At 69.1% G+C, this 19732-nt stretch carries 17 protein-coding genes; 11 read left to right on the top strand and 6 right to left on the bottom strand.

The window, feature by feature from the left end:
* Positions 1-9: 9 nt before the first annotated feature.
* From scpA to ACOQPQ_RS04980, 3 genes are all read right to left on the bottom strand, one after another.
* Positions 10-2247 carry a methylmalonyl-CoA mutase gene (gene scpA, locus ACOQPQ_RS04970; RefSeq protein WP_420638340.1) on the bottom strand — a complete coding sequence of 746 codons (2238 nt, stop codon included), beginning with the start codon at positions 2245-2247 and terminating at the stop codon, positions 10-12.
* Positions 2244-3968: a methylmalonyl-CoA mutase family protein gene (locus ACOQPQ_RS04975; RefSeq protein ID WP_420638341.1), complete on the bottom strand. Its 1725-nt coding sequence runs from the start codon at positions 3966-3968 to the stop codon at positions 2244-2246. Before ACOQPQ_RS04975 ends, scpA begins: the two co-directional genes overlap by 4 nt.
* 89 nt (positions 3969-4057) lie before the next feature.
* Entirely contained in the window at positions 4058-5119 is a 1062-nt protein-coding gene (locus ACOQPQ_RS04980; protein ID WP_420638342.1) for a hypothetical protein, read from the bottom strand.
* A gap of 277 nt (positions 5120-5396) precedes the next feature.
* Between ACOQPQ_RS04980 and ACOQPQ_RS04985 the strand changes: the two genes are divergently transcribed.
* From ACOQPQ_RS04985 to betA, 6 genes are all read left to right on the top strand, one after another.
* Positions 5397-6620, top strand: coding sequence for an amidohydrolase family protein (locus ACOQPQ_RS04985; protein WP_420638343.1), 1224 nt, complete (start codon positions 5397-5399; stop codon positions 6618-6620).
* Positions 6621-6672: 52 nt separating this feature from the next.
* Entirely contained in the window at positions 6673-7539 is an 867-nt protein-coding gene (locus tag ACOQPQ_RS04990) for an amidohydrolase family protein (protein WP_420638344.1), read from the top strand.
* A 126-nt stretch (positions 7540-7665) separates the two neighbouring features.
* On the top strand, positions 7666-8145 hold the full coding sequence (locus tag ACOQPQ_RS04995) for a nitroreductase/quinone reductase family protein (protein WP_420638345.1): 480 nt from the start codon (positions 7666-7668) through the stop codon (positions 8143-8145).
* A 97-nt stretch (positions 8146-8242) separates the two neighbouring features.
* Positions 8243-9454, top strand: a complete 1212-nt coding sequence (locus tag ACOQPQ_RS05000) for a DegT/DnrJ/EryC1/StrS family aminotransferase (RefSeq protein ID WP_420638346.1) — start codon at positions 8243-8245, stop codon at positions 9452-9454.
* Between the two features lie 133 nt (positions 9455-9587).
* Positions 9588-10766 carry a glycine betaine ABC transporter substrate-binding protein gene (locus ACOQPQ_RS05005; RefSeq protein WP_420638347.1) on the top strand — a complete coding sequence of 393 codons (1179 nt, stop codon included), beginning with the start codon at positions 9588-9590 and terminating at the stop codon, positions 10764-10766.
* Between the two features lie 110 nt (positions 10767-10876).
* Positions 10877-12538, top strand: coding sequence for a choline dehydrogenase (betA, locus tag ACOQPQ_RS05010; RefSeq protein ID WP_420638348.1), 1662 nt, complete (start codon positions 10877-10879; stop codon positions 12536-12538).
* Here betA and ACOQPQ_RS05015 read toward each other — a convergent pair.
* On the bottom strand, positions 12490-13215 hold the full coding sequence (locus tag ACOQPQ_RS05015; protein ID WP_420638349.1) for a TetR family transcriptional regulator: 726 nt from the start codon (positions 13213-13215) through the stop codon (positions 12490-12492). The two genes, betA and ACOQPQ_RS05015, sit on opposite strands and share 49 nt — an antisense overlap.
* Positions 13216-13387: 172 nt before the next feature.
* Here ACOQPQ_RS05015 and ACOQPQ_RS05020 point away from each other — a divergent pair, with 172 nt between their 5' ends.
* Both ACOQPQ_RS05020 and ACOQPQ_RS05025 read left to right on the top strand, forming a co-directional pair.
* A complete protein-coding gene (locus tag ACOQPQ_RS05020) occupies positions 13388-14440 on the top strand; it encodes a quaternary amine ABC transporter ATP-binding protein (RefSeq protein ID WP_420638350.1) in 1053 nt (350 codons plus the stop codon).
* Positions 14437-16398: an ABC transporter permease gene (locus ACOQPQ_RS05025; protein WP_420638351.1), complete on the top strand. Its 1962-nt coding sequence runs from the start codon at positions 14437-14439 to the stop codon at positions 16396-16398. The genes ACOQPQ_RS05020 and ACOQPQ_RS05025 overlap by 4 nt, the downstream gene beginning before the upstream one ends.
* Before the next feature lie 21 nt (positions 16399-16419).
* Here the strand turns inward: ACOQPQ_RS05025 and ACOQPQ_RS05030 are convergent, their stop codons facing one another.
* Complete coding sequence (locus tag ACOQPQ_RS05030) at positions 16420-16920, bottom strand: pyridoxamine 5'-phosphate oxidase family protein (protein ID WP_420638352.1); 501 nt, start codon at positions 16918-16920, stop codon at positions 16420-16422.
* A gap of 117 nt (positions 16921-17037) precedes the next feature.
* Between ACOQPQ_RS05030 and ACOQPQ_RS05035 the strand changes: the two genes are divergently transcribed.
* The 3 genes from ACOQPQ_RS05035 to ACOQPQ_RS05045 all read left to right on the top strand — a co-directional run bounded on the left by ACOQPQ_RS05035 (position 17038) and on the right by ACOQPQ_RS05045 (position 19059).
* Complete coding sequence (locus ACOQPQ_RS05035; protein WP_420638353.1) at positions 17038-18060, top strand: LLM class flavin-dependent oxidoreductase; 1023 nt, start codon at positions 17038-17040, stop codon at positions 18058-18060.
* A gap of 83 nt (positions 18061-18143) precedes the next feature.
* Positions 18144-18299, top strand: coding sequence for a hypothetical protein (locus ACOQPQ_RS05040; protein WP_420638354.1), 156 nt, complete (start codon positions 18144-18146; stop codon positions 18297-18299).
* Positions 18300-18324: 25 nt separating this feature from the next.
* Positions 18325-19059: a glucosamine-6-phosphate deaminase gene (locus ACOQPQ_RS05045; RefSeq protein ID WP_420640359.1), complete on the top strand. Its 735-nt coding sequence runs from the start codon at positions 18325-18327 to the stop codon at positions 19057-19059.
* 36 nt (positions 19060-19095) lie between these two features.
* On the opposite strand, the gene ribA is transcribed toward ACOQPQ_RS05045, so the two are convergent.
* Positions 19096-19704: a GTP cyclohydrolase II gene (ribA, locus tag ACOQPQ_RS05050; protein ID WP_420638355.1), complete on the bottom strand. Its 609-nt coding sequence runs from the start codon at positions 19702-19704 to the stop codon at positions 19096-19098.
* Positions 19705-19732 lie beyond the last annotated feature (28 nt).

Genomic DNA, 19732 nt, shown 5'->3' on the forward strand with positions numbered 1-19732 from the left:
CGACGGGGCTCACCCCAGCCGGGCGTCCAAGGCGGCCACCAGCTTGAGGGCGGCGTCGGCGATCACCGTCCCCGGACCGAACACCGCCTCGGCGCCGGCCGCTCGCAGCTCGTCGTGATCGTCGGGGGGGATCACCCCGCCCACCACGATCATGATGTCGGACCGCCCCAGCTTCTCCAGTGCGGCCCGCAGCTCCGGCACCAGGGTCAGGTGCCCGGCGGCCAGCGACGACGCCCCCACGATGTGGACGTCGGCCTCCACCGCCTGGCGGGCCACCTCGGCGGGCGTTTGGAACAGCGGCCCCACGTCCACGTCGAAGCCGAGGTCGGCGAACGCGGTGGCTATCACCTTCTGGCCCCGGTCGTGGCCGTCCTGGCCCATCTTGGCCACCAGCAGTCGGGGGCGACGCCCCGACCGGTCGGCGAAATCGGCCACTGCGGCCCGCACCTCGTCGATGCGGCCGCCATGAGCCCTGCCCCCGTTGTTGCGGTTGTCGGCCATCTCCCCCTGGTACACCCCGGAGATCGTCCGTATCCGGGGGGCGTGGCGACCATACACTTTTTCCAGGGCGTCGCTGATCTCCCCCACGGTGGCCCGGGCCCGGGCGGCGTCCACCGCCAACGCCAGCAGGTTGGCGTCCCGGCTGCCGCCGCTGCCGTTTGCTCCGGTGGCGGCCCCGTTGGTGAGCGCGGCCAGGGCCTGCTCGCAGGCCTCGGCGTCCCGGTCGGCCCGCAGGCGGGCCAGTCGGTCGATCTGGGCGGCCCGCACCTCGGCGTTGTCCACCCGCAGCACCTCCACGCCCTCCTCCCCGTCCACCCGGTAGCGGTTCACTCCCACCACCGTCTGGGCCCCCGAGTCGATGCGGGCCTGGGTGCGGGCGGCGGCCTCCTCGATGCGCAGCTTGGGGATCCCGGCCTCGATGGCCTCGGCCATGCCCCCGGCCTCCTCCACCTCGCCGATGTGGGCCCACGCCCGCTGGGCCAGGTCGTGGGTGAGCCGCTCCACGTAGTAGGAGCCGCCCCAGGGGTCGGCCACCCGGCACGTGCCCGACTCGTGCTGCAACAGCAACTGGGTGTTGCGGGCGATCCGGGCCGAGAAGTCGGTGGGCAGGGCCAGGGCCTCGTCCAGGGCGTTGGTGTGCAGCGACTGGGTGTGGCCCTGGGTGGCGGCCATGGCCTCAACGGTGGTGCGGACCACGTTGTTGAACACGTCCTGGGCGGTGAGGCTCCACCCCGAGGTCTGACTGTGGGTGCGCAACGACAGCGAGCGGGGGTTGGTGGGATGGAACGGCGCCATGAGCTTGGCCCACAGCAGGCGGGCGGCCCGCAGTTTGGCCACCTCCATGAAGAAGTTCATCCCGATGCACCAGAAGAAGCTGAGCCGGGGAGCGAAGGCGTCGATGTCCAGCCCGGAGTCCAGCCCGGCCCGCACGTACTCCACCCCGTCGGCCAGGGTGTAGGCCAGCTCCAGGTCGAGGGTGGCCCCCGCCTCCTGCATGTGGTAGCCGGAGATGGAGATGGAATTGAACTTGGGCATGTTCGCCGAGGTGTAGGCGAAGATGTCGGAGATGATCCGCATCGACGGGGTCGGCGGATAGATGAAGGTGTTGCGGACCATGAACTCCTTGAGGATGTCGTTCTGGATGGTCCCGGCGAGCTGGGCGGGGGCCACGCCTTGTTCCTCGGCGGCGGTGATGTACATGGCCAAGATGGGCAGCACCGCCCCGTTCATGGTCATCGACACGCTCATCTGGTCGAGCGGGATGCCGTCGAACAGGATCTGCATGTCGTAGATGGAGTCGATGGCCACCCCGGCCATGCCCACGTCGCCGCCGACCCGCTCGTTGTCGGAGTCGTAGCCCCGGTGGGTGGCCAGGTCGAAGGCCACCGACAGCCCCCTTTGGCCCGCGGCCAGGTTGCGGCGGTAGAAAGCGTTGGAGTCCTCGGCGGTGGAGAACCCGGCGTACTGGCGGATGGTCCACGGCTGGGTGGCGTACATGGTGGCGTACGGGCCCCGCAGGTAGGGGGCCAGGCCGGGGTAGGTGTCGCAGAAGTCCAGCGGCGCCCGGTCCTCGGCGGTGTAGAGCGTGCGCACGCCGAAGCCTTCGGGGGTGGCCCAGGTGAGGTCGTCGGGGCGGTGTCCGGTCTGTTCGGCCACCAGGTCGGCCCACCGTTCGAGCCCGGCCCCGTTGGCCGTCGGGGCCGCCGGGGCGTCGAGATCCACCGTGGTGAAATCGGGGACGGTCACAGCCCCAGCCTTTGGTGGACGGCCTGCAGGGCGGCCAGGGCGTCGCAGCCGAGGTAGAGGTAGCCGTCGGCCCCCCAGCGATCGTCGGGGCGACCGGCCAGCAGAACGTAGCTACATCCGGCCTCCTTCAGGGCGGCCACCGTGGCCGCGGCCTGTTCCTGGTAAAGCTCATCGGACGAGCACACCACCGCCACCGGGGACGCTGACGCCGCCCAGGCCGTGGCCGCCTCGGCCGGGGTGTCGAAGCCGTCACCGGCGATGGCCCGGATGCCCCCGGCGGCCAACAGGTTGGTGGCAAAGGTGGATCGGGCGCTGTGGACGGCCAGAGGGCCGAGGCAGGCCAAGAACGCCTCGGGCCGGGTCGTGCCGCCCGCTCCGGCCGCGTCGGCGGCGTCGCGCAGGGCCTCGAACGGCTCGGCCCGGCGTCGCAAGCCGTAAGGGGCGGGCATCGGGGGGCGTTCGACGGTCGGTTCCTCCAAGTGGGGGAACTCGCTCACCCCGGTGATCGGGAGGCGGCGGGTGGCCACGTCCCGGCTCCGGGCCCCGTGGGTGGCCTCGATGCGCTCGGCCAGGGCGGCCCCGGCCTCCAGGTCCTGGAACAGACCCCAGGCGGTGGTGGCCAGGGCGTCGGTGAGCCACTCCACGTAGTAGGAGCCCCCGGCGGGGTCGATCACCTGGTGGAGATGGGACTCCTCCCGCAACAGAAGCTGGGTGTTGCGGGCGATCCGCAACCCCAGCGGGTCGGGCACGCCGATGGCGGCATCGTAGGGGGCAACGGTGATGGCGTCGGCCCCCCCGGCGGCGGCCGCGAAGCAGGCCACCGTGGTGCGGATCATGTTCACCCACGGGTCACGGCGGGTCATCATGGCCCCGGCGGTCACCGCGTGCTGGCGCTGCGCCGCCGGTTCCAGGCCGCACGCCTGGGTCACCCGGGCCCACAGTCGGCGGGCGGCCCGCAGTTTGGCCATGGTCGAGAACTGGTCCACCCCGGCCGCGTAGCGGAACTCCAGCTTGGCCACCGCCTTGGGCAATTCGAGGCCCGCCTGCTCGCAGGCCCGGAGAAAGGCCACCCCGTCGCCCAGCGATCCGGCCAGCTCCTGGGCCTCGCTGGCACCCTGGTCGGCCAGCCGGGCGCCGTTGGCCACCGCAGCCACCACCCCCGGAAAGGCCAGCGACCGCGACACTGCAGTTGCCACCCGGGGATCGGCAGCCTCCACCCCGAAACCGCCTTGGAACTCAGCCGGGGCCAGGCCGCGCCGCTCCCAGAGCCCGACCAACGCCTCGGAGGCTTCGCTGCCGGGGGCCAGCATGACGGGCACCGACTCGGGTACGCCTTCCAGCAGCGCGCCCAACTCGTCGGGGCTGCCGGCTCCTTCCACGTGCAGCTCGATGGCGTCCACCCCTCCGTGGACCGCGGCCAGCAGCTCCGCGTGTCCCATGGCCGGGCTGTGGGCCTGGCGCACCTGCCACGGGCCGCCCGAGGCCCGGCTGCCGCGAGTGAACGGGGCCATCCCCGGCATGCTGGGGTCGCCGGCGTGGTCGGCCCCGGTGTAGAGGGGTTGAATCTGGATGCCGTCGTAAGTGGTGTGGACCAGCCTCTTGTCGAACGACGCCCCTCGTAAGGCCTGCTCCACCAGCGCCATCCACTCGTCGCGCCCCGCCAGGTCGAAATCGGCCGCCAGGCTCATCACGCCCCCTTCGGCGGCTCCGATCTCACTCACCCCCACAATCGTACGCCCGCCCCACCCCCCACCCCAACCACCCCCACGAGCGCCACCCACCGCAATGGTGAACTGCTGCCCTGGTGCCTTCAGCAGGGTCTCCAGTCGTAGCGGGTGGTGTTCTTGATGTCTTGTGCTCTCAGGTTGAATTCGAAGAGGTTCTTGGCTGCGTAGCGCTGGGAGTTGCAGGGCCGGTCGGGGTCTCGGGGCGGCAGGGGTCCCCCGGGGTTGTAGGGATTCGACGGCGGCAGGTCGCAGCGGGATTCCCATGCCTCCCGCAGCCCCTCTGTGATATGCCCGTCGGCGAGGAGCCGGGCGACGAGATCGCGGCAGCGGACTTCGAAGGGTCGTAGCGGGTCGGGGTCGAGTCCGTCGGGGCCGGTGGGGCAGTCCCACATCGTGTACTGGTCGTTGAGCCCGGAGATGGTGCGGATGTTGCGGTTCAACAGCTTGTCGTACACACACGCCTTGTCCCGCCCGTCGAGCACCACCGGCCCCCACGCCGATGAGAGGTTGTTGGAGCAGTAGCGGGCCCCCCACTCGTTGGTGGCGTCGTCTGGAGTCAGCCAGCCTCGTCGGACCATTTCACCGGTGTAGTCCTGGAACTCGCGCATGCAGCGGGTCATCCAGTCCAGTTCTTGGCGTCCGGTTCCGGCGGGCGGCCACGGGCTGCCCGTCTCGGCCTGCGACCACACCCGCACCGCCAACGGCTGACCGTGACCATCCAACCGCCACCCCGTCCCCCCACCGCTCAGCGGTGGCTCGGGCTCACCACATCCGTCGGGCACCAGCTCGGTGTCCACGTCGAACAGGCACCGGTAGGCGTTCAACAAGTTCTCCTGATCAGCAACCAACCGGTCCCGCAACGCAACGTCATCCACAGTAGGAAACTCCGGCGGAGCGGCAGGCACCACCACACCCGCCGGACACCCGTCAGCAACCAGCTCGGTGTCCACGTCGAACAAGCACCGGTAGGCGTTCAACAAATTCTCCTGATCAGCGACCAACTCATCACGCAACACCACATCCGCCACCGGCACATGGCCTCCCGATTCATGGTCAGTCGACTCATGGGCCAACACCCCACCGGACCCCGCCCCCACCGTGCCAGCCAACACCGTCAGACACACCACCGCGCCCGCCAACACCACGGCAGGTCTCCGCCCCCTTTCCTGCTGGCCCAGCACAATCGTCAATGTAGTTGCCTCCGCGCAATCCGCCGAGGGCGGTAGCGTTGGGGTGTGGTTGCCGTCCGGACTCGCCCTGGGCCGAGCATGGAAGTCGCCCGCCAGGCCGCCGCCGGGAGCTGAGGCCCCGCTCCGCCCGTTCGCTCGGACAATTCTCCGGGACGCGCCGTCGGCCTAAACTGCCCGTGAACCCGCCAACGAGGCTGAGTCAACGATGTGATTGAGGCAGCCCACTTGCCCCATGCCCACGGGAGGTAGCCCCATGGCCGATTTGCCGTTCAAGGTGTTCGACGCCGACAACCACTACTACGAAGCCACCGACGCCTTCATCCGCCACATCCCCCCGAACATGAAGAAGCGGTGCATGCAGTGGGCCCACATCGACGGCAAGCAGCGCCTGCTGGTGGGGGGCCGGGTCAACCGGTTCATCCCCAACCCCACCTTCGACCCGGTGTCCAAGCCGGGTGCCCTCCAGGACTACTTCCGGGGCCGCAACAAGGACGGCATCGACGTGAAGACCATGTTCGGCGACCTCGAGCCCATCGCCGAGCGCCCCGAATACCGCGACCGCGACGCCCGCCTGGCCCTGATGGACACCCAGGACATCGAGGCCGCCCTGTTCTTCCCCACCCTGGGGGTGGGCATGGAGCAGTCGCTGCGCCACGATCCCCCGGCGGTGAAGGCGGCGTTCACCGCGTTCAACCGGTGGCTGGCCGAAGACTGGGGCTTCGCCTACCACGGGCGCATCTTCGCCGCCCCCATGATCTCGATGATCGACGTGGACTGGGCGGTTGACGAGGTGGAGTGGGCCCTGGACAACGGCGCCCGCATGGTGGTGATGGTGCCCGGCCCCGTCCCCACCCCCGACGGCGCCAGCCGCTCACCGGGCATGCCCCACTACGACCCGGTGTGGGCCCGCATCGCCGAAGCCGGCATCACCGTGGGCATGCACGGAGGCGACGGCGGCCTGCACGACTACAACGAGCGGTGGGAGCCCACCGACGACTTCCAGTCGTTCCGCACGTCCACGTTCCGCCAGGTCACCGGCCACGAGCGCCAGATCTTCGACACCATGGCCGCCATGGTGTGCCACGGGGCGTTCGACCGCCACCCCAATCTGCGGATCGCCTGCATCGAGAACGGCGGCATGTTCGCCCCCCGGCTGGCCGAGGAACTCAAGATCGCCTACGGCAAGATGCCCAACGAGTTCCCGTCCGATCCGGTGGAGCAGTTCCAGGCCCACGTGTGGGTCTCGCCCTACTACGAGGACGACATCGACCTCATCAAGGAGACCATGGGCGCCGACCACATGCTGTTCGGCTCCGACTACCCCCACGCCGAGGGGCTGGAGGTGCCCACCGACTTCGTGTACGACATCCCCAACTTCACCGACGCCGAGACCAAGGCCATGATGCGGGACAACGCCTGGGACGTGATCACCCCCCGCACGGCCCTGGCCGCCTGAAGAATCCGTTCAAGCCGCCCGACCACACCGTTCACCAGGAGGCACCACTGCCATGGGCATGCCCACCGACATCCCCATCATCGAGACCATGTTGGGGTTCCCCAAACCCGACTTCTCGACGTACGACTTCATTCGCCAACAGACCAAGGACACCCAGTCGAGCGAGGAGTTCGAATTCCCGGTGGAGTACATGTTCAAGGGGGTGCCCAAGGAGCTGTACGGCACCGACGACGACCCCCTGCAGGTGGTGTTGGGCGAGATGGACCGGTTCAACATCGAGCGGGCCATGATCTCGTGCGTGGACGACACCTGTCAGCGGGCGCTCACCGCCCACCCCGAGAGGTTCATCCCGTCCTTCGAGGTCAACCCGAACGACGTGATGGGCACACTGCGCGAAATGGTGGCCCTGCACGAGAAGTGGGGCCTCAAGGCGGCCACCGCCTTCCCGGCGGGCTGCTTCCCCCAGGTGCCCATCGACGACGCCAAGTTCTACCCGATCTACGCCAAGTGCATAGAACTCGACATCCCCATCTTCGTGTGCTCGGGCGTGCCCGGCCCCCGGTTCCCGTTCTCGCCCCAACACGTGGAGCGCATCGACCGGGTGATGTACGACTTCCCCGAGCTGACCTTCGTGACCCGCCACGGCTGCGAGCCGTGGGAGGACCTGGCCGTGAAGCTCATGCTGAAATGGCCGGGGTTGCACTATTCCACCTCGGCGTTCGCCCCCAAGCACTACCCCGAGGCCATCATCCGCTACGCCAACACCCGGGGGGCCGACAAGGTGATCTACGCCGGCTACTTCCCCATGGGGCTGTCGCTGGAGCGGATCATGACCGAGCTGCGTGACGTCCCCTTCCGCGACAAGGTGTGGCCCGGATTCCTGCGGGAGAACGCCCTCCGGGTGCTCAAGCTGGATTGACGCCGCGGCCCGGTTGGGCTGGACCGGCTGGATTGACGCCGCGGGCCGGTTGGGCTGGACTGGCCGGACTTTCCGGTACAAGATGCTCACCACACAAAGAACACCCCAAACGGAGGGCAGGATTTCATGAGCGACCAACGAGTGGTACAGACCTGGGAGACCCCGTCCCTGGAGGAGATCCCGGTCATCTCCAAGATGCACGTGGAGGCCATGGAGACCAGCGACGACCCCGAGGTGTGGGGCCAAGCCGGTATGCACCATGTGATGATCCGCACCATCGGGCGACGGTCGGGCAAGGAGCACAAGGTGGCCCTCCCCTACTGGCGTGACCCCGACGGCCACCGCATCGTGGTGGCGTCGTTCGCCGGCGCCAAGGCCCACCCGTCGTGGTACTTCAACCTGGCCGACGCCGACGTCAACTCCGAGGTGCTGGTCACCGAGAAGGACCAGCAGTTCTGGGCCGAGGTGGACATCTGCGACGGCGACGACTACCAGGCCACCTGGGACGGGCTGGTGGCCGACCGGGCCTGGTACGCCGAGTACCAGGCCAAGGCCCCTCACCGCCGCATCCCCCTGATCCGGCTGGTGGAGAAGCGCCCGGCCTAGCAGCGCCCGGCGCCATCCCCGGCCAATCCCCCGACAACCGACACCCCCGACGCCACCCAACACCCCCCGCCACCCGACACCCAAGGAACACGCAGCCATGGAGAACCGACCCGTTCGCACCCTGCCCCCCGCCGGGGCCATCCAAGATGAGCGCGAGATCGAGGCGGTGATGGCGGTGCTGCGCTCGGGCAACCTGGCCATCGGCGAGAACGTGGCCCGCTTCGAGGACGAGGTGTCCACGGTGCTGGGCAAGGAACGGGGGGTGATGGTCAACTCCGGCTCCTCGGCGCTGCTGTTGGCCATCGGGCTGTTGGACCTGGCACCGGGCGACGAGATCATCACCTCGGTGCTCACCTTCTCCACCGACGTGGCCCCCATGGTGCAACTCGGGCTGGTGCCGGTGTTCGTGGACGTGGAGCCCGACACCTTCCAGATCGACGTGAGCCGCATCCCCGAGATGATCGGCCCCCGCACCAAGGCCATCATGACCCCCAACCTGATGGGCAACTGCCCCGACTGGGACGTGATCCGGGCCATCGCCGACGAGCACGGGCTGAAGGTGATCGAGGACTCCTGCGACGTGCTGGACACCCACCTGCGGGGCACCCGCATCGGCACCCGCAGCGATATCAGCGTGACCAGCTTCGCCATCTCCCACTCGCTCACCTGCGCGGGCAACGGCGGCATGGTGGCCCTCGACGACCCGGAACTCCACGACAAGTGCCTGACCCGGCGGCGCTGGGGGCGGCGCTCGGAGTCGTACCTCTACGGCTCGCGCCAGGGCGAGGACACCCGGTGGGGTCCGCTGGACGACGGCACCATGTACGACCAGATCTTCATCTTCGACGACATCGGCTACAACTTCGAGCCGTCGGAGCTGGGGGCGGCCTACGGGCTGGTGCAGCTCTCCAAGCTCCAGGAGTTCAACGCCCGCCGCCGCTACGCCTGCGACCGCTACAACGACTTTCTGGTCAACCACACCGACAAGGTGATCCTGCCCCGAACCACCCCCGAGGTGGACACCACCTGGATGCGCTACGGCTTCATCCTGCGCCCCGAGGCGGGCTACGACCGCACCGAGGTGCAGAACTTCCTCGAGGACCGCAACGTGCAGTCCCGCATGATCTGGACGGGCAACATCCTGCGCCAGCCCGGCTTCGCGGGCATCGACCACCGGGCCCCGGCCGACGGCTTCCCCAACGCCGACCTGGTGATGAGCCACGCCCTGTCCATCCCCACCCATCACGGCCTCGGCTCCGACGACGTCGGCTACGTGGTGGAGACCCTCTCCGAGTTGTTCGACGGCTGATCGGGGCTGATCCCGGAGAGACCCTGGCGCGCGCCCGACTGGTGTGCTAGGTTTCCAAAACAGTCCAGTTAGCCGGTTTTGTTCGGCCGACTTCGGGCCAACAAATGGATCCAACCAATGGAGGGGAATATCCATGTCGACCACCAAGACAAGACCGTTTCGGACCTGGCGGATCATCGCCGTCCTCTTCGCCGTACTGGCGTTGGTGGCGGCAGGCTGCGGCGACGACGATGACGACGGCAGCTCTGCCCCGGCCCCGGCCCCGGCGGCCACCGACGCCCCGGATCCCGAACCGGCCGACGATCCGGCCCCGGCGGACGACCCGGCACCGGCCGACAGCGACGATCCCGCTCCCGCACCGGATCCCGAACCGGAACCGGCTGATGACCCGGCCCCGGATCCGGAACCCGAGCCCGAACCGGAACCGGCCGACCCCCGGGGTTCACAGACCACCATCACCTTGGCGGTCAATCCCTGGAACGGCTCGGCGGTCAACGTGGCCGTGGCCGCCCAACTCCTGGAGAGCGAACTCGGCTATTCAGTGGAGCGGGTGGACATCGACGAGAACGCCCAGTGGGCCGCCATCAACACCGGCGACATCGACGCCTCGCTGGAGGTGTGGCCATCGGGCCACGCCGCCAACGTGGCCGACTTCATCGACAATCCCGACGGTGGCGTGGACAACGCCGGTCTTATCGGCCCGGTGGGCGAGATCGGCTGGTTCATGCCCACCTACATGCTCGACGTGAATCCGGCCCTGGCCACCTGGGAGGGCTTCGCCGATCCCGAACTGGCCGGCCTGTTCGCCACCGCCGAGACCGGCGACCAAGGCCAGTTCCTGAGCGGCGACCCGAGCTGGACCATCTACGACGAGCAGATCATCAACAATCTGGATCTCCCGCTGGAGATCGTCTACGTCGGCTCCGAAGCGGGCATCCTGGCCTCCCTGGACGCGGCCTACAGCCGCCAGGATCCGGTGCTGTTCTACTTCTGGACCCCACACTCGGCGTTCAACAACTACGACCTCACCCGGGTGGCCCTGCCCGCCTACAGCGACGAGTGCTACGCCCGCGACGCCGAGGGCGGCATCGACTGCGACTATCCCGAAGACGTGCTCTTCAAGATCGTCGGCCGTGACCTGGCCGAGAACGCCCCGGCCGCCGATGCCTTCCTGCGGGCCATGAGCTACTCCACCGCCGACCAGATCCAGATGCTGGCCGCCGTCGAAGGCGACGGGCTCTCGGTGGACGAAGCCGCGGCGGCGTGGATTGCCGACAACGAGGCCGTCTGGAGCGCTTGGCTCCCCTCCTAGCCTCCGGCTGAAAGCCGGTGCCGGCGGCTGGGGGAGCCGCCGGCACCGGTTATTCAAAGACTTCGACTCCCACACCCAGAAGTGGCCGAAGAACAGTCGAGGAGCAGTCGTTGTACGACTTCATCATCGTCGGAGGCGGGTCCGCGGGCTGCGCCCTGGCCAATCGCCTGAGCGCCGATCCCGCCAACCGGGTGCTCGTGCTGGAGGCCGGGCGCCGGGATTACCGCTGGGACGTGTTCATCCACATGCCCGCGGCGCTGGCCTTTCCCATCGGCAGCCGGTTCTACGACTGGCAGTACCAGAGCGAGCCCGAGCCCCACATGGGGGGCCGGCGGGTCTACCACGCCCGGGGGAAGGTGCTCGGGGGCTCCAGCTCCATAAACGGCATGATCTTCCAGCGGGGCAACCCGGCCGACTACGACAAGTGGGCGACCCAGCCCGGCATGGAGGCCTGGGACTACCGCCACTGCCTGCCCTACTTCAAGCGCATGGAGACCTGCCTGGCCGGCGCCGATGAGTGGCGGGGCGGCGACGGCCCGCTGGTGCTGGAGCGGGGGCCGGCCGACAGCCCGTTGTTCACCGCCTTCTTCGAGGCCGTGCAGCAGGCGGGCTACGAGCTGACCGACGACGTCAACGGCTTCCGCCAAGAGGGGTTCGCGGCCTTCGACCGCAACATCCATCGGGGGCGGCGGCTCTCCGCGTCGAGGGCCTACCTGCACCCGGTGGCCCACCGCAAGAACCTGGAGGTGACCACCGGCGCCCTCATCAGCCGGGTCCTGTTCGACGGCAGCCGGGCGGTGGGGGTGGAGTACCGAAGGCGGGGACGCACCCACACGGCCCGGGGGGCCCACGTGGTGGTGTGCGCCGGGGCCTTCGGCTCGGCCCAGTTGCTGCAGCTCTCCGGGGTGGGACCGGCGGCCCTCTCCCAGGAGTTGGACATCCCGGTGGTGGCCGACGTGCCCGGTGTGGGCGAGAACCTCCAGGATCACCTGGAGGTGTACATCCAGTACGCCTCCCGCCAACCGGTGTCCATGCAACCGGCGCTGAAGTTGTGGCGCCGACCCTGGATCGGCCTGCAGTGGCTGGCCCGTCGGGGACCGGGAGCCACCAACCACTTCGAGGGGGGCGGCTTCGTGCGCTCCAACCCCGAGGAGTCCTATCCCAACCTGATGTTTCACTTCCTGCCCCTTGCCGTCCGCTACGACGGCACCTCCCCCAGCAGCGGCCACGGCTACCAGGTCCACGTCGGGCCCATGTACTCCGACTCCCGGGGCCGCCTGCGGATCACGTCGCGCGACCCCCGGGTGAAGCCCGCTATCTTGTTCAACTACCTGTCCACCGAACAGGACCGCCGGGAGTGGGTGGAGACCATTCGGGTGGCCCGCAGCATCATGAACCAGCCCGCCTTCGCCCCCTACAACGACGGCGAGCTGTCGCCCGGCCCCGAGGTGGCCACCGACGAGCAGATCATGGACTGGGTGGCCCAGGACGCCGAGACCGCCCTGCATCCTTCGGGCACGGCCCGCCTGGGCACCGACGACCAGGCGGTGGTGCATCCGGCCACCATGGCCGTCCACGGCACCGAGGGGCTCACGGTGGTGGACGCCTCGGTGATGCCCACCGTGACCAACGGCAACATCTACGCCCCGGTGATGATGATCGCCGAGAAGGCGGCCGACCTCATCTTGGGCAACCAGCCCCTGGCCCCCGAGGACGCCCCCGTCTACTCCGGCAAACCCGTCGAGCCCGCCGGATCATCCGCCGGGCCATGATGCCCGTCGGTCTCCCGGTCACCGCCCGGGCCGTCGCTGGTGCCTTGGCCGGTGATCATGGCCGACACCATGTCCAGCACTCGGCGACGCTCCTGGGCGCTGGGCGGCGCCAGGCCGAACAGGTCGATGAGCCACAGCCCGTCACCCACCAACCGGGCCAACAACGCCTCCACCTCACCGATGCTGTCGTCGTGCAGCAAACGGTCCTGCCAACCGGTGAAGGTGGCCCGGGTGCTGTCCAGCAGGTCGTCGTCCACCGCGGCGGCGGCCAGGATCGACACTGCGGTGTCGGTGGCCGCCTTGGTGGGCTCCCGCACGTAGTCCAGGTAGGCCAGGGCGAACGCCCCCGGTTGCTCGCCGATCCCCTCGGCCAGCACGTTGAGTTCACGGTCGAGCACGCTCATCACCTGGTTGAGCAGTCCGACGATGAGGGCGTCCTTGGAGCCGAAGTGGTAGAGGAAGCCGCCCTTGCTCACCCCGGCCCGGGCGGCCACCTTGTCGAAGGTCAACGACGACACGCCCTCTTGTCGAATCACCTCGGTGGCCGCCTGCAGAATGCGGTCGCGGGTCAGCACCGCCCGCTCCTGCACCGGCTGGTTCCGGGTCCGCCCACCGGCCCGGCCCGCCGAGGTGCCTGCGTCGGCACCGGAGCCGGGGGTGCTGCTGGTGTCTGCCATCGTCGGGTCAGGGTAGCCCACGCCCATACCCGTCCGTACGGACGGTAAAGTCGCAATCGGGGGGACAATGAGCACGGGAACAAACCAGAGCGCCAACCACAGAACAAACCAGAGCACGGACCCAGCCGCCGAAACAGCCGCCAATACCGGCTCCGATACGGCCGAGCCCACTGTGGCGGGAACGGCGCAAGCCGACACTGCTGCGCAGGTCAGCGTGGCGGGGGTGTGGAAGATCTTCGGCCGCCAGGCCACCGAGGCCAAGGAGATGGCCCAATCCGGGGCCAGCCGGGAGGACATCCAAACCGCCACCGGCAGCGTGGTGGCCGTGCGCGACGTGAGCTTCGAGGTGGCCCCCGGCGAGACGTTCGTGGTCATGGGGCTGTCGGGATCGGGCAAGTCCACCCTGATTCGCTGCGTCTCCCATCTGGTGGAGCCCTCCGAAGGCCGGGTCGAGGTGTGCGGCACCGATCTCACCGATGCCGACGACGCCACCCTGCGGGAGCTGCGCCGCCAGAAGATGGCCATGGTGTTCCAGCACTTCGGCCTGTTCCCCCACCGCAAGGTGGTCGACAACGTGGCCTACGGTCTGGAGGTGCAAGGGGTGAGCCGCCAGGACCGCCAGGACCGGGCCCGGGAGCTGCTGGACACCGTGGGCCTCGACGGCTGGGGCGACCACTACCCCCAGCAGCTCAGCGGCGGCATGCAACAGCGGGTGGGCCTGGCCCGGGCCTTGGCCGTGGACCCCGAGGTGCTGTTCTTCGACGAGCCCTTCTCCGCCCTCGATCCCCTGATCCGCCGCGACATGCAGGACGAGCTCATCGATCTGCAGATGAAGCTGCAGCGCACGCTGGTGTTCATCACCCACGACTTCGCCGAGGCCCTCAAGCTGGCCGACCGGATCGCCATCATGAACGACGGCGCCTTCGTGCAGGTGGGCACCCCGGTGGAGATCCTCACCAACCCGGCCGACGACTACGTGCAGGCCTTCACCCAGGACGCCCCGGTGGCCAAGGTGCTCCAGGCCTGCTCGCTCATGCGGCCCCTCAACGGCACATCCGTCGATCCGGCGTGGACCAAAGTGGGCGCCACCGATTCGCTCGAGACCGTGCTCCCTTTGCTGTTGGGCTCCACCCACCCGGTGGTGGTGGTCGACGGTGACGGCAGCCCCGTCGGGCTGCTGCACGGTGACGACGTGGCCGACGCCATCACCGTGAGCGGGCCGTGACCCCACGGGCCCCGATGGCCGCGGGCGCCATCGCGGTGCTGTTGGCGGTGTTCGTCTTCTTCACCAACTTCGGCATCTTCCCCGACTCCTGGAACGTGGGCTTGGCCGATCCCATCGATCGGGGCCGCCGGTGGCTCATCAACAACCAAACCTCCCACTGGCTCTACACCGCCTTGTTGAATCCGTTGTCCGACGCCTTCGACGGGGGCATCCGGCGCCTGGAAGACCTGCTGAAGTGGCTCCCGTGGTACGCCTATCCCCCCCTGACCGGGCTCGGCCTGTGGTGGACCCGTGGGCGGGTGGCCGGGGTGATGGGTGCGGCCGGGGTGATGGTCATCGGCATCTTCGACCTGTGGGAGCAGGGCTTCGCCACCCTGGCCCTGATGGGGGTGTCGGTTTTGGTCGCCATGGTCATCGGCATCCCCCTGGGGGTGGCCGCCTGGCGCTCCCACCGGGTCAACCGCCTGCTGCGCCCCACCCTGGACGCCATGCAGACCATGCCCGGCTTCGTCTACCTCATCCCCTTCGTGTTGTTGTTCGGGTTCGGTCGGGTGCCCGCCATGATCTCCACCGTCATCTTCGCCCTGCCGCCGGTGGTGCGGCTCACCGAGGTGGGGCTGCGCACGGTGCCGCCGGCCACGGTGGAGGCCTCCGAGATGTTCGGGGCCACCGAGCGCCAAACCCTGTGGCTGGTCCGCCTGCCCCAGGCCCGACCGGCCATCGGCGCGGGCATGAACCAGACCACCATGCTGGCCATGAGCATGGTGGTGATCGCCGCCTTCATCGGGGCCGGGGGGCTGGGCCAAGAGGTGTTGCGGGCCATGCAGAACATCAACGTGGGCCTGGCCACCGAGGCGGGCATCGCCATCGTGATCATGGCCATCGTGCTCGACCGCTTCTCCACCGGGCTGGCCACCGCGGCGGCGGGCTCCGACGCCACCGCCATGCGGCTCTTGGGGGTGGCCACCGTCGGGGCGGCCGTGGGGGGCGGGATCGCCGAGCACCGCACGTTTCCCGAGGCCCTGCACTGGGAGTTGGCCCCCTACGTGAACGACGCCACCGACTGGGCCCGGGATCACCTGTACGACATCGGGGATTCCGGGATCGGCACCGGGCCCTTCAGCGACTGGGTGACCCTGCAGTTCGTCACCCCGCTGCGGAATCTGTTCTCCGGCAATGCCGTGACCACCTCCTGGGTGGCCGACACGCTGGACTTCTTCTGGCTGCTTGAGGAGTTCTTCGCCACCGGCATCCCGTGGCCGGCCATGATCGGTATCGGGGTGATCCTCGGACTGTGGGCCGGGGGGATTCGCCTGGGATTGGGGATCGGGGCCGCGCTGTTCGCCATCGGCTTTCTGGGCATGTGGGAGCTGTCCATGGACACCCTGGCCCAGACCATCGTGGCGGTGGCGGTCACCCTGCTGATCGGGGTGCCGGTGGGCATCCTGTCGGCCCACAACGACTGGCTGCGCACCGCCCTGAAGCCGGTGTTGGACTTCTTCCAGACCATTCCCAGCTTCGTGCTGCTGGTGCCGGTGATCACCCTGTTCCACGTGGGCCGCATCCCCGGCATCATCGCCTCGGTGATCTACGCCCTGCCCGCCGCCGTCCACTACACCGATCTCGGCCTGCGCCGGGTGCCCGCCCAGATCCACGAGGCGGCCGAGAGCTTCGGGGCCACCCGGTGGCAGCGCCTGCGCCGGGTGGAGATGCCGCTGGCCGCCCCCGAGCTGATGGTGGCGGTGAACCAGGTGATCATGCTCATCCTGGCCATGGTGGTGATCGCCGGCCTGGTGGGCGGCGGCGGGCTGGGCCTGGAGGCGGTGCGGGGCCTGCGGCGCAGCGACGCGGTGGGCCGGGGCTTCGAGGCGGGCATCGCCATCGTGTTGTTGGCCGGCATTCTCGACCGCCTCACCCGGGCCGTGGCCGACCGGCTGCGCCCACCGGCCGCCGTCTGAGCAGTCACCGGGAGGTCCCGCTCAGAGGCCCTCTTCGATCCACGCCGTGGTGTCGGCCGCCTGCTTGGTGCCGTCGAAGGCGATGCGCTGGGTGGGCTCCACCTCCAGGATCACCCGCTGGGGGGAATCCAGGAAGCGGGCGAAGTGACGTTGCCGGTCCGGGTCGGGATGCAGGGCGGCGGCCAACTCGGGATAGAACCAGGCCTTGGTGGCGTCGTCCTCGTGGATGCGGCACCGGCCCTTGTAGGTCACCGTCTGACGGCGGGGTACCCCGGCGGCCCCGGTGCTGGTCACCACCACGCACACCCGGGGGTCGCGCCGCACCGCGGCGATGCGGGCCCGATGGCCGCTGGCCGTCAGCCAGAACCGACCCTGTCGCCAGATGAAGCTCATGATGACCCCCACCGGCCACCCCTCCCGGTTGGCCCAGATGAAGGTGCACTCCGTCTGGACCGCCAGCATGGCCTCCTCGGCGGCGGCATCCAACCCCCACGCCGAGAGATCCTCGTAGTCCGCCGCCATCGCCCACGATGCTAGATCCCCTCCCGCCTCCCCGTCGCCCCGCCAACCTGAGGCCCTGCCGACCTGTCTCCCCCGCCACCCCGCCACCGCTACGCCGGTTGCCTCTAACCTCGGGCCATGAGCCCCACCATCTCCTTCGGCACCGGAAAAGTCCCCGACGATCTGTCGACCTACGGGGAGTGGGCCCGGCGGGTGGAGGACAGCGGGTTCTCCATGGTGGTGGCCGGTGACTCCCAATCCCTGTGGGCCGACCCGTTCATCACCTTGACCCTGGCCGCCCACCACACCGAGAACGCCCTGTTGGCCACCACGGTGACCAACCCGGTCACCCGCCACCCGGCCGCCGCCGCCTCGGCGGCCATGGCCGTCCAGCAGATCTCCGGGGGCCGGTTCCGCTACGGCATCGCGTCGGGCGACAGCGCGCTGGTCAACATCGGGGAGCGACCCGCCTCGGTGCAGGAGCTGCGGGACTACACCGCCGCGGTCAAGGCCTTGAGCGGCGGACAGGAAGCCACCTGGCAAGGTCACGACCTCCACATGCGTTGGGGACCCGCCCCTGTGCCGGTGTGGATCGCCGCCGAAGGGCCCCGGACCCAGTTCATGGCCGGACAGATCGCCGACGGGGTCATCTTGTCCAACAGCCTGCCCGCCGACGTGTGCGAGATCGCCCTGGGCAACATCGCCGCGGGAGCCCGCTCGGTGGGTCGGGATCCCGACGAGGTCGAGGTGTGGTGGTTCGCCAACCTGCTGTTCGCCGAGACGCAGGAGGCCGGGCTGGAGCAGATCAAGTTCCTCATCGCGGGCACGGCCAACCACGTGTACCGCTTCCACATGGACGGCAAGGGCCTGCCCGAGGACGTGAAACCCCGCCTGGCCGCCATGATGGCCGAGTACGACAGCCGCCACCACGCCTACGCCGACGGGGCCAACGTCAACGCCGGGTTGGCCGACAAACACGGCCTGACCGAGTTCCTGGCCACCCGGGGCACCATCGCCGGACCACCGGGCTACTGCATCGACCGCCTGAGCGAACTGGCCGAGCGGGGCGTCAACCGGTTGGTCCTGGCCCAATTCATGGACGACAAGGACGCCTGGATGCACACCTTCGCCCAAACCATCGCCCCCGCCTTCTCCCCCTAACCCCCCCAGAGTCCACTCCTGGACCGAAACAATCGGATTCGAAATGTTCCTCCAGGGACGCAACGCGCAACCAGGGGGTGGCGGTGCTGTTGATCACCCATAACATGGATCGGGTGCTGGCGGTGTGCGATCAGGCGGTGGTGTTGTACCAGGGTCGGGTGTGCGCCGATGTGAGCGTCGGCGATGTGGACAAGGACGAACTTGTCTCCTATATCACCGGTGCTCGCCGCGCGGTGTGAGCAGGAGTCGCGACCGGTGAAGGTGATGGTTGCCCCCGATGCCCGCGCCGCCGGCGAGGTGGCCGCCGATCTGGTGGCGGCCGTCGTGCAAGCGTCCCCTCACCCCCGCATCGGGCTGGCCACCGGGGCCACCATGGTCGGCGTCTACGGGGCCCTGGTCGAACGTTGCCGGGACGGTTCGCTCAGCTTCGCCCGCACCACGGCCTACCTGCTGGACGACTACGTCGGCCTCGACGACCGGCACCCCCAAGCCTTTCGGAACGTCATCCGGGTGAGTCTTGCCGATCACGTCGACCTTCCCACCGAGGCCCTGGTGGCCCCGAACCCGAACGCGTCCGACCTCGACGGTGAAGCCCGGCGGTACGAGGAGGTCGTTGGCTCGGCCCACCTCGACCTGCAAATCCTGGGGATCGGGGGCAACGGTCACATCGCCTTCAACGAGCCGGGGTCACCCCTGGATTCCGCCACCCGGGTGGTGACGCTGAGCGAGGCCACCCGCCGAGCCAACGCCCGCTTCTTCGACTCGGTGGACGACGTACCCCGCCAGGCCATCACCCAGGGGATCGGCACCATCCTTCGGGCCGAGCAGATTCTCCTCATCGCCCTGGGCCCCCACAAGGCCGCTGCGGTGCGTGACGCCCTGGAAGGCCCGGTGACGCCCGAGATCCCCGCCTCCGCTTTGCAAACCCACCCCGACGTCCGCGTCATGCTCGATCCAGAGGCGGCGGCGATGCTCTCGCAGGGCACACCTCTGGGTTGAGGCTTCCCCCCCCACCCCCCCGGTCGATCCCGGGCGTCAGCCCAGGTCGAGAAGGTGGCCGAGGCGTTGCTGTTTGGTGCGCAGGTAGTCGGCGTTGTCCGTAAGAGGGCGGACCGCCAAGGGGACCCGGCGAATGATCTCGAGGCCGAACGAGGCCAGGTCGTCGTGTTTGGTGGGGTTGTTGGTCATCAGCGCCACCCGCTTGACCCCCAGATCGGCCAGGATGGCGGCGCCGATGCCGTAGGTGCGGGCGTCCACCGGCAGACCCAGCTCCAAGTTGGCGTCCACCGTGTCGTGGCCCCGGTCCTGCAGGGCGTAGGCCTGCATCTTGTGGCCAATGCCGATGCCCCGCCCCTCGTGGCCCCGCAAGTACACCAGCACACCGGTGCCCGTATCGGCAATGGCGTCCATGGCCGTGTGAAGCTGGGCGCCGCAGTCGCAGCGCCACGAGCCGAACACGTCGCCGGTGAGGCACTCGCTGTGAACCCGAACCAGCACCTCGTCAGCGGCATCCACCGCACCCAGGGCGAAGGCCACGTGCTCCTCGCCGTCGTCCAGCGATTGGTAGGCGTGGCAGGTGAACCGCCCCCAGTTGGTGGGCACCTCGGTGGTGGCGATCAGCCGGATCTCGGATTGGCGTCCCATCAGCTCGCCCCGACAGTACTGCCGCCGA

It is taken from the genome of Candidatus Poriferisocius sp. (assembly GCF_965219775.1).
Classification (GTDB): Bacteria; Actinomycetota; Acidimicrobiia; order Acidimicrobiales; family Bin134; genus Poriferisocius.

Excerpts from the sequence above, each read along its gene's own strand:
- ACOQPQ_RS05015 (WP_420638349.1), bottom strand. The coding sequence starts at position 13,215 with ATGGCAGACACCAGCAGCACCCCCGGCTCCGGTGCCGACGCAGGCACC.
- ACOQPQ_RS04990 (WP_420638344.1), top strand. The coding sequence starts at position 6,673 with ATGGGCATGCCCACCGACATCCCCATCATCGAGACCATGTTGGGGTTC.
- ACOQPQ_RS05035 (WP_420638353.1), top strand. The coding sequence starts at position 17,038 with ATGAGCCCCACCATCTCCTTCGGCACCGGAAAAGTCCCCGACGATCTG.
- ACOQPQ_RS04995 (WP_420638345.1), top strand. The coding sequence starts at position 7,666 with ATGAGCGACCAACGAGTGGTACAGACCTGGGAGACCCCGTCCCTGGAG.
- ACOQPQ_RS05005 (WP_420638347.1), top strand. The coding sequence starts at position 9,588 with ATGTCGACCACCAAGACAAGACCGTTTCGGACCTGGCGGATCATCGCC.
- ACOQPQ_RS05030 (WP_420638352.1), bottom strand. The coding sequence starts at position 16,920 with ATGGCGGCGGACTACGAGGATCTCTCGGCGTGGGGGTTGGATGCCGCC.
- ACOQPQ_RS05045 (WP_420640359.1), top strand. The coding sequence starts at position 18,325 with ATGGTTGCCCCCGATGCCCGCGCCGCCGGCGAGGTGGCCGCCGATCTG.
- ACOQPQ_RS04985 (WP_420638343.1), top strand. The coding sequence starts at position 5,397 with ATGCCCACGGGAGGTAGCCCCATGGCCGATTTGCCGTTCAAGGTGTTC.
- ACOQPQ_RS05000 (WP_420638346.1), top strand. The coding sequence starts at position 8,243 with ATGGAGAACCGACCCGTTCGCACCCTGCCCCCCGCCGGGGCCATCCAA.
- ribA (WP_420638355.1), bottom strand. The coding sequence starts at position 19,704 with ATGGGACGCCAATCCGAGATCCGGCTGATCGCCACCACCGAGGTGCCC.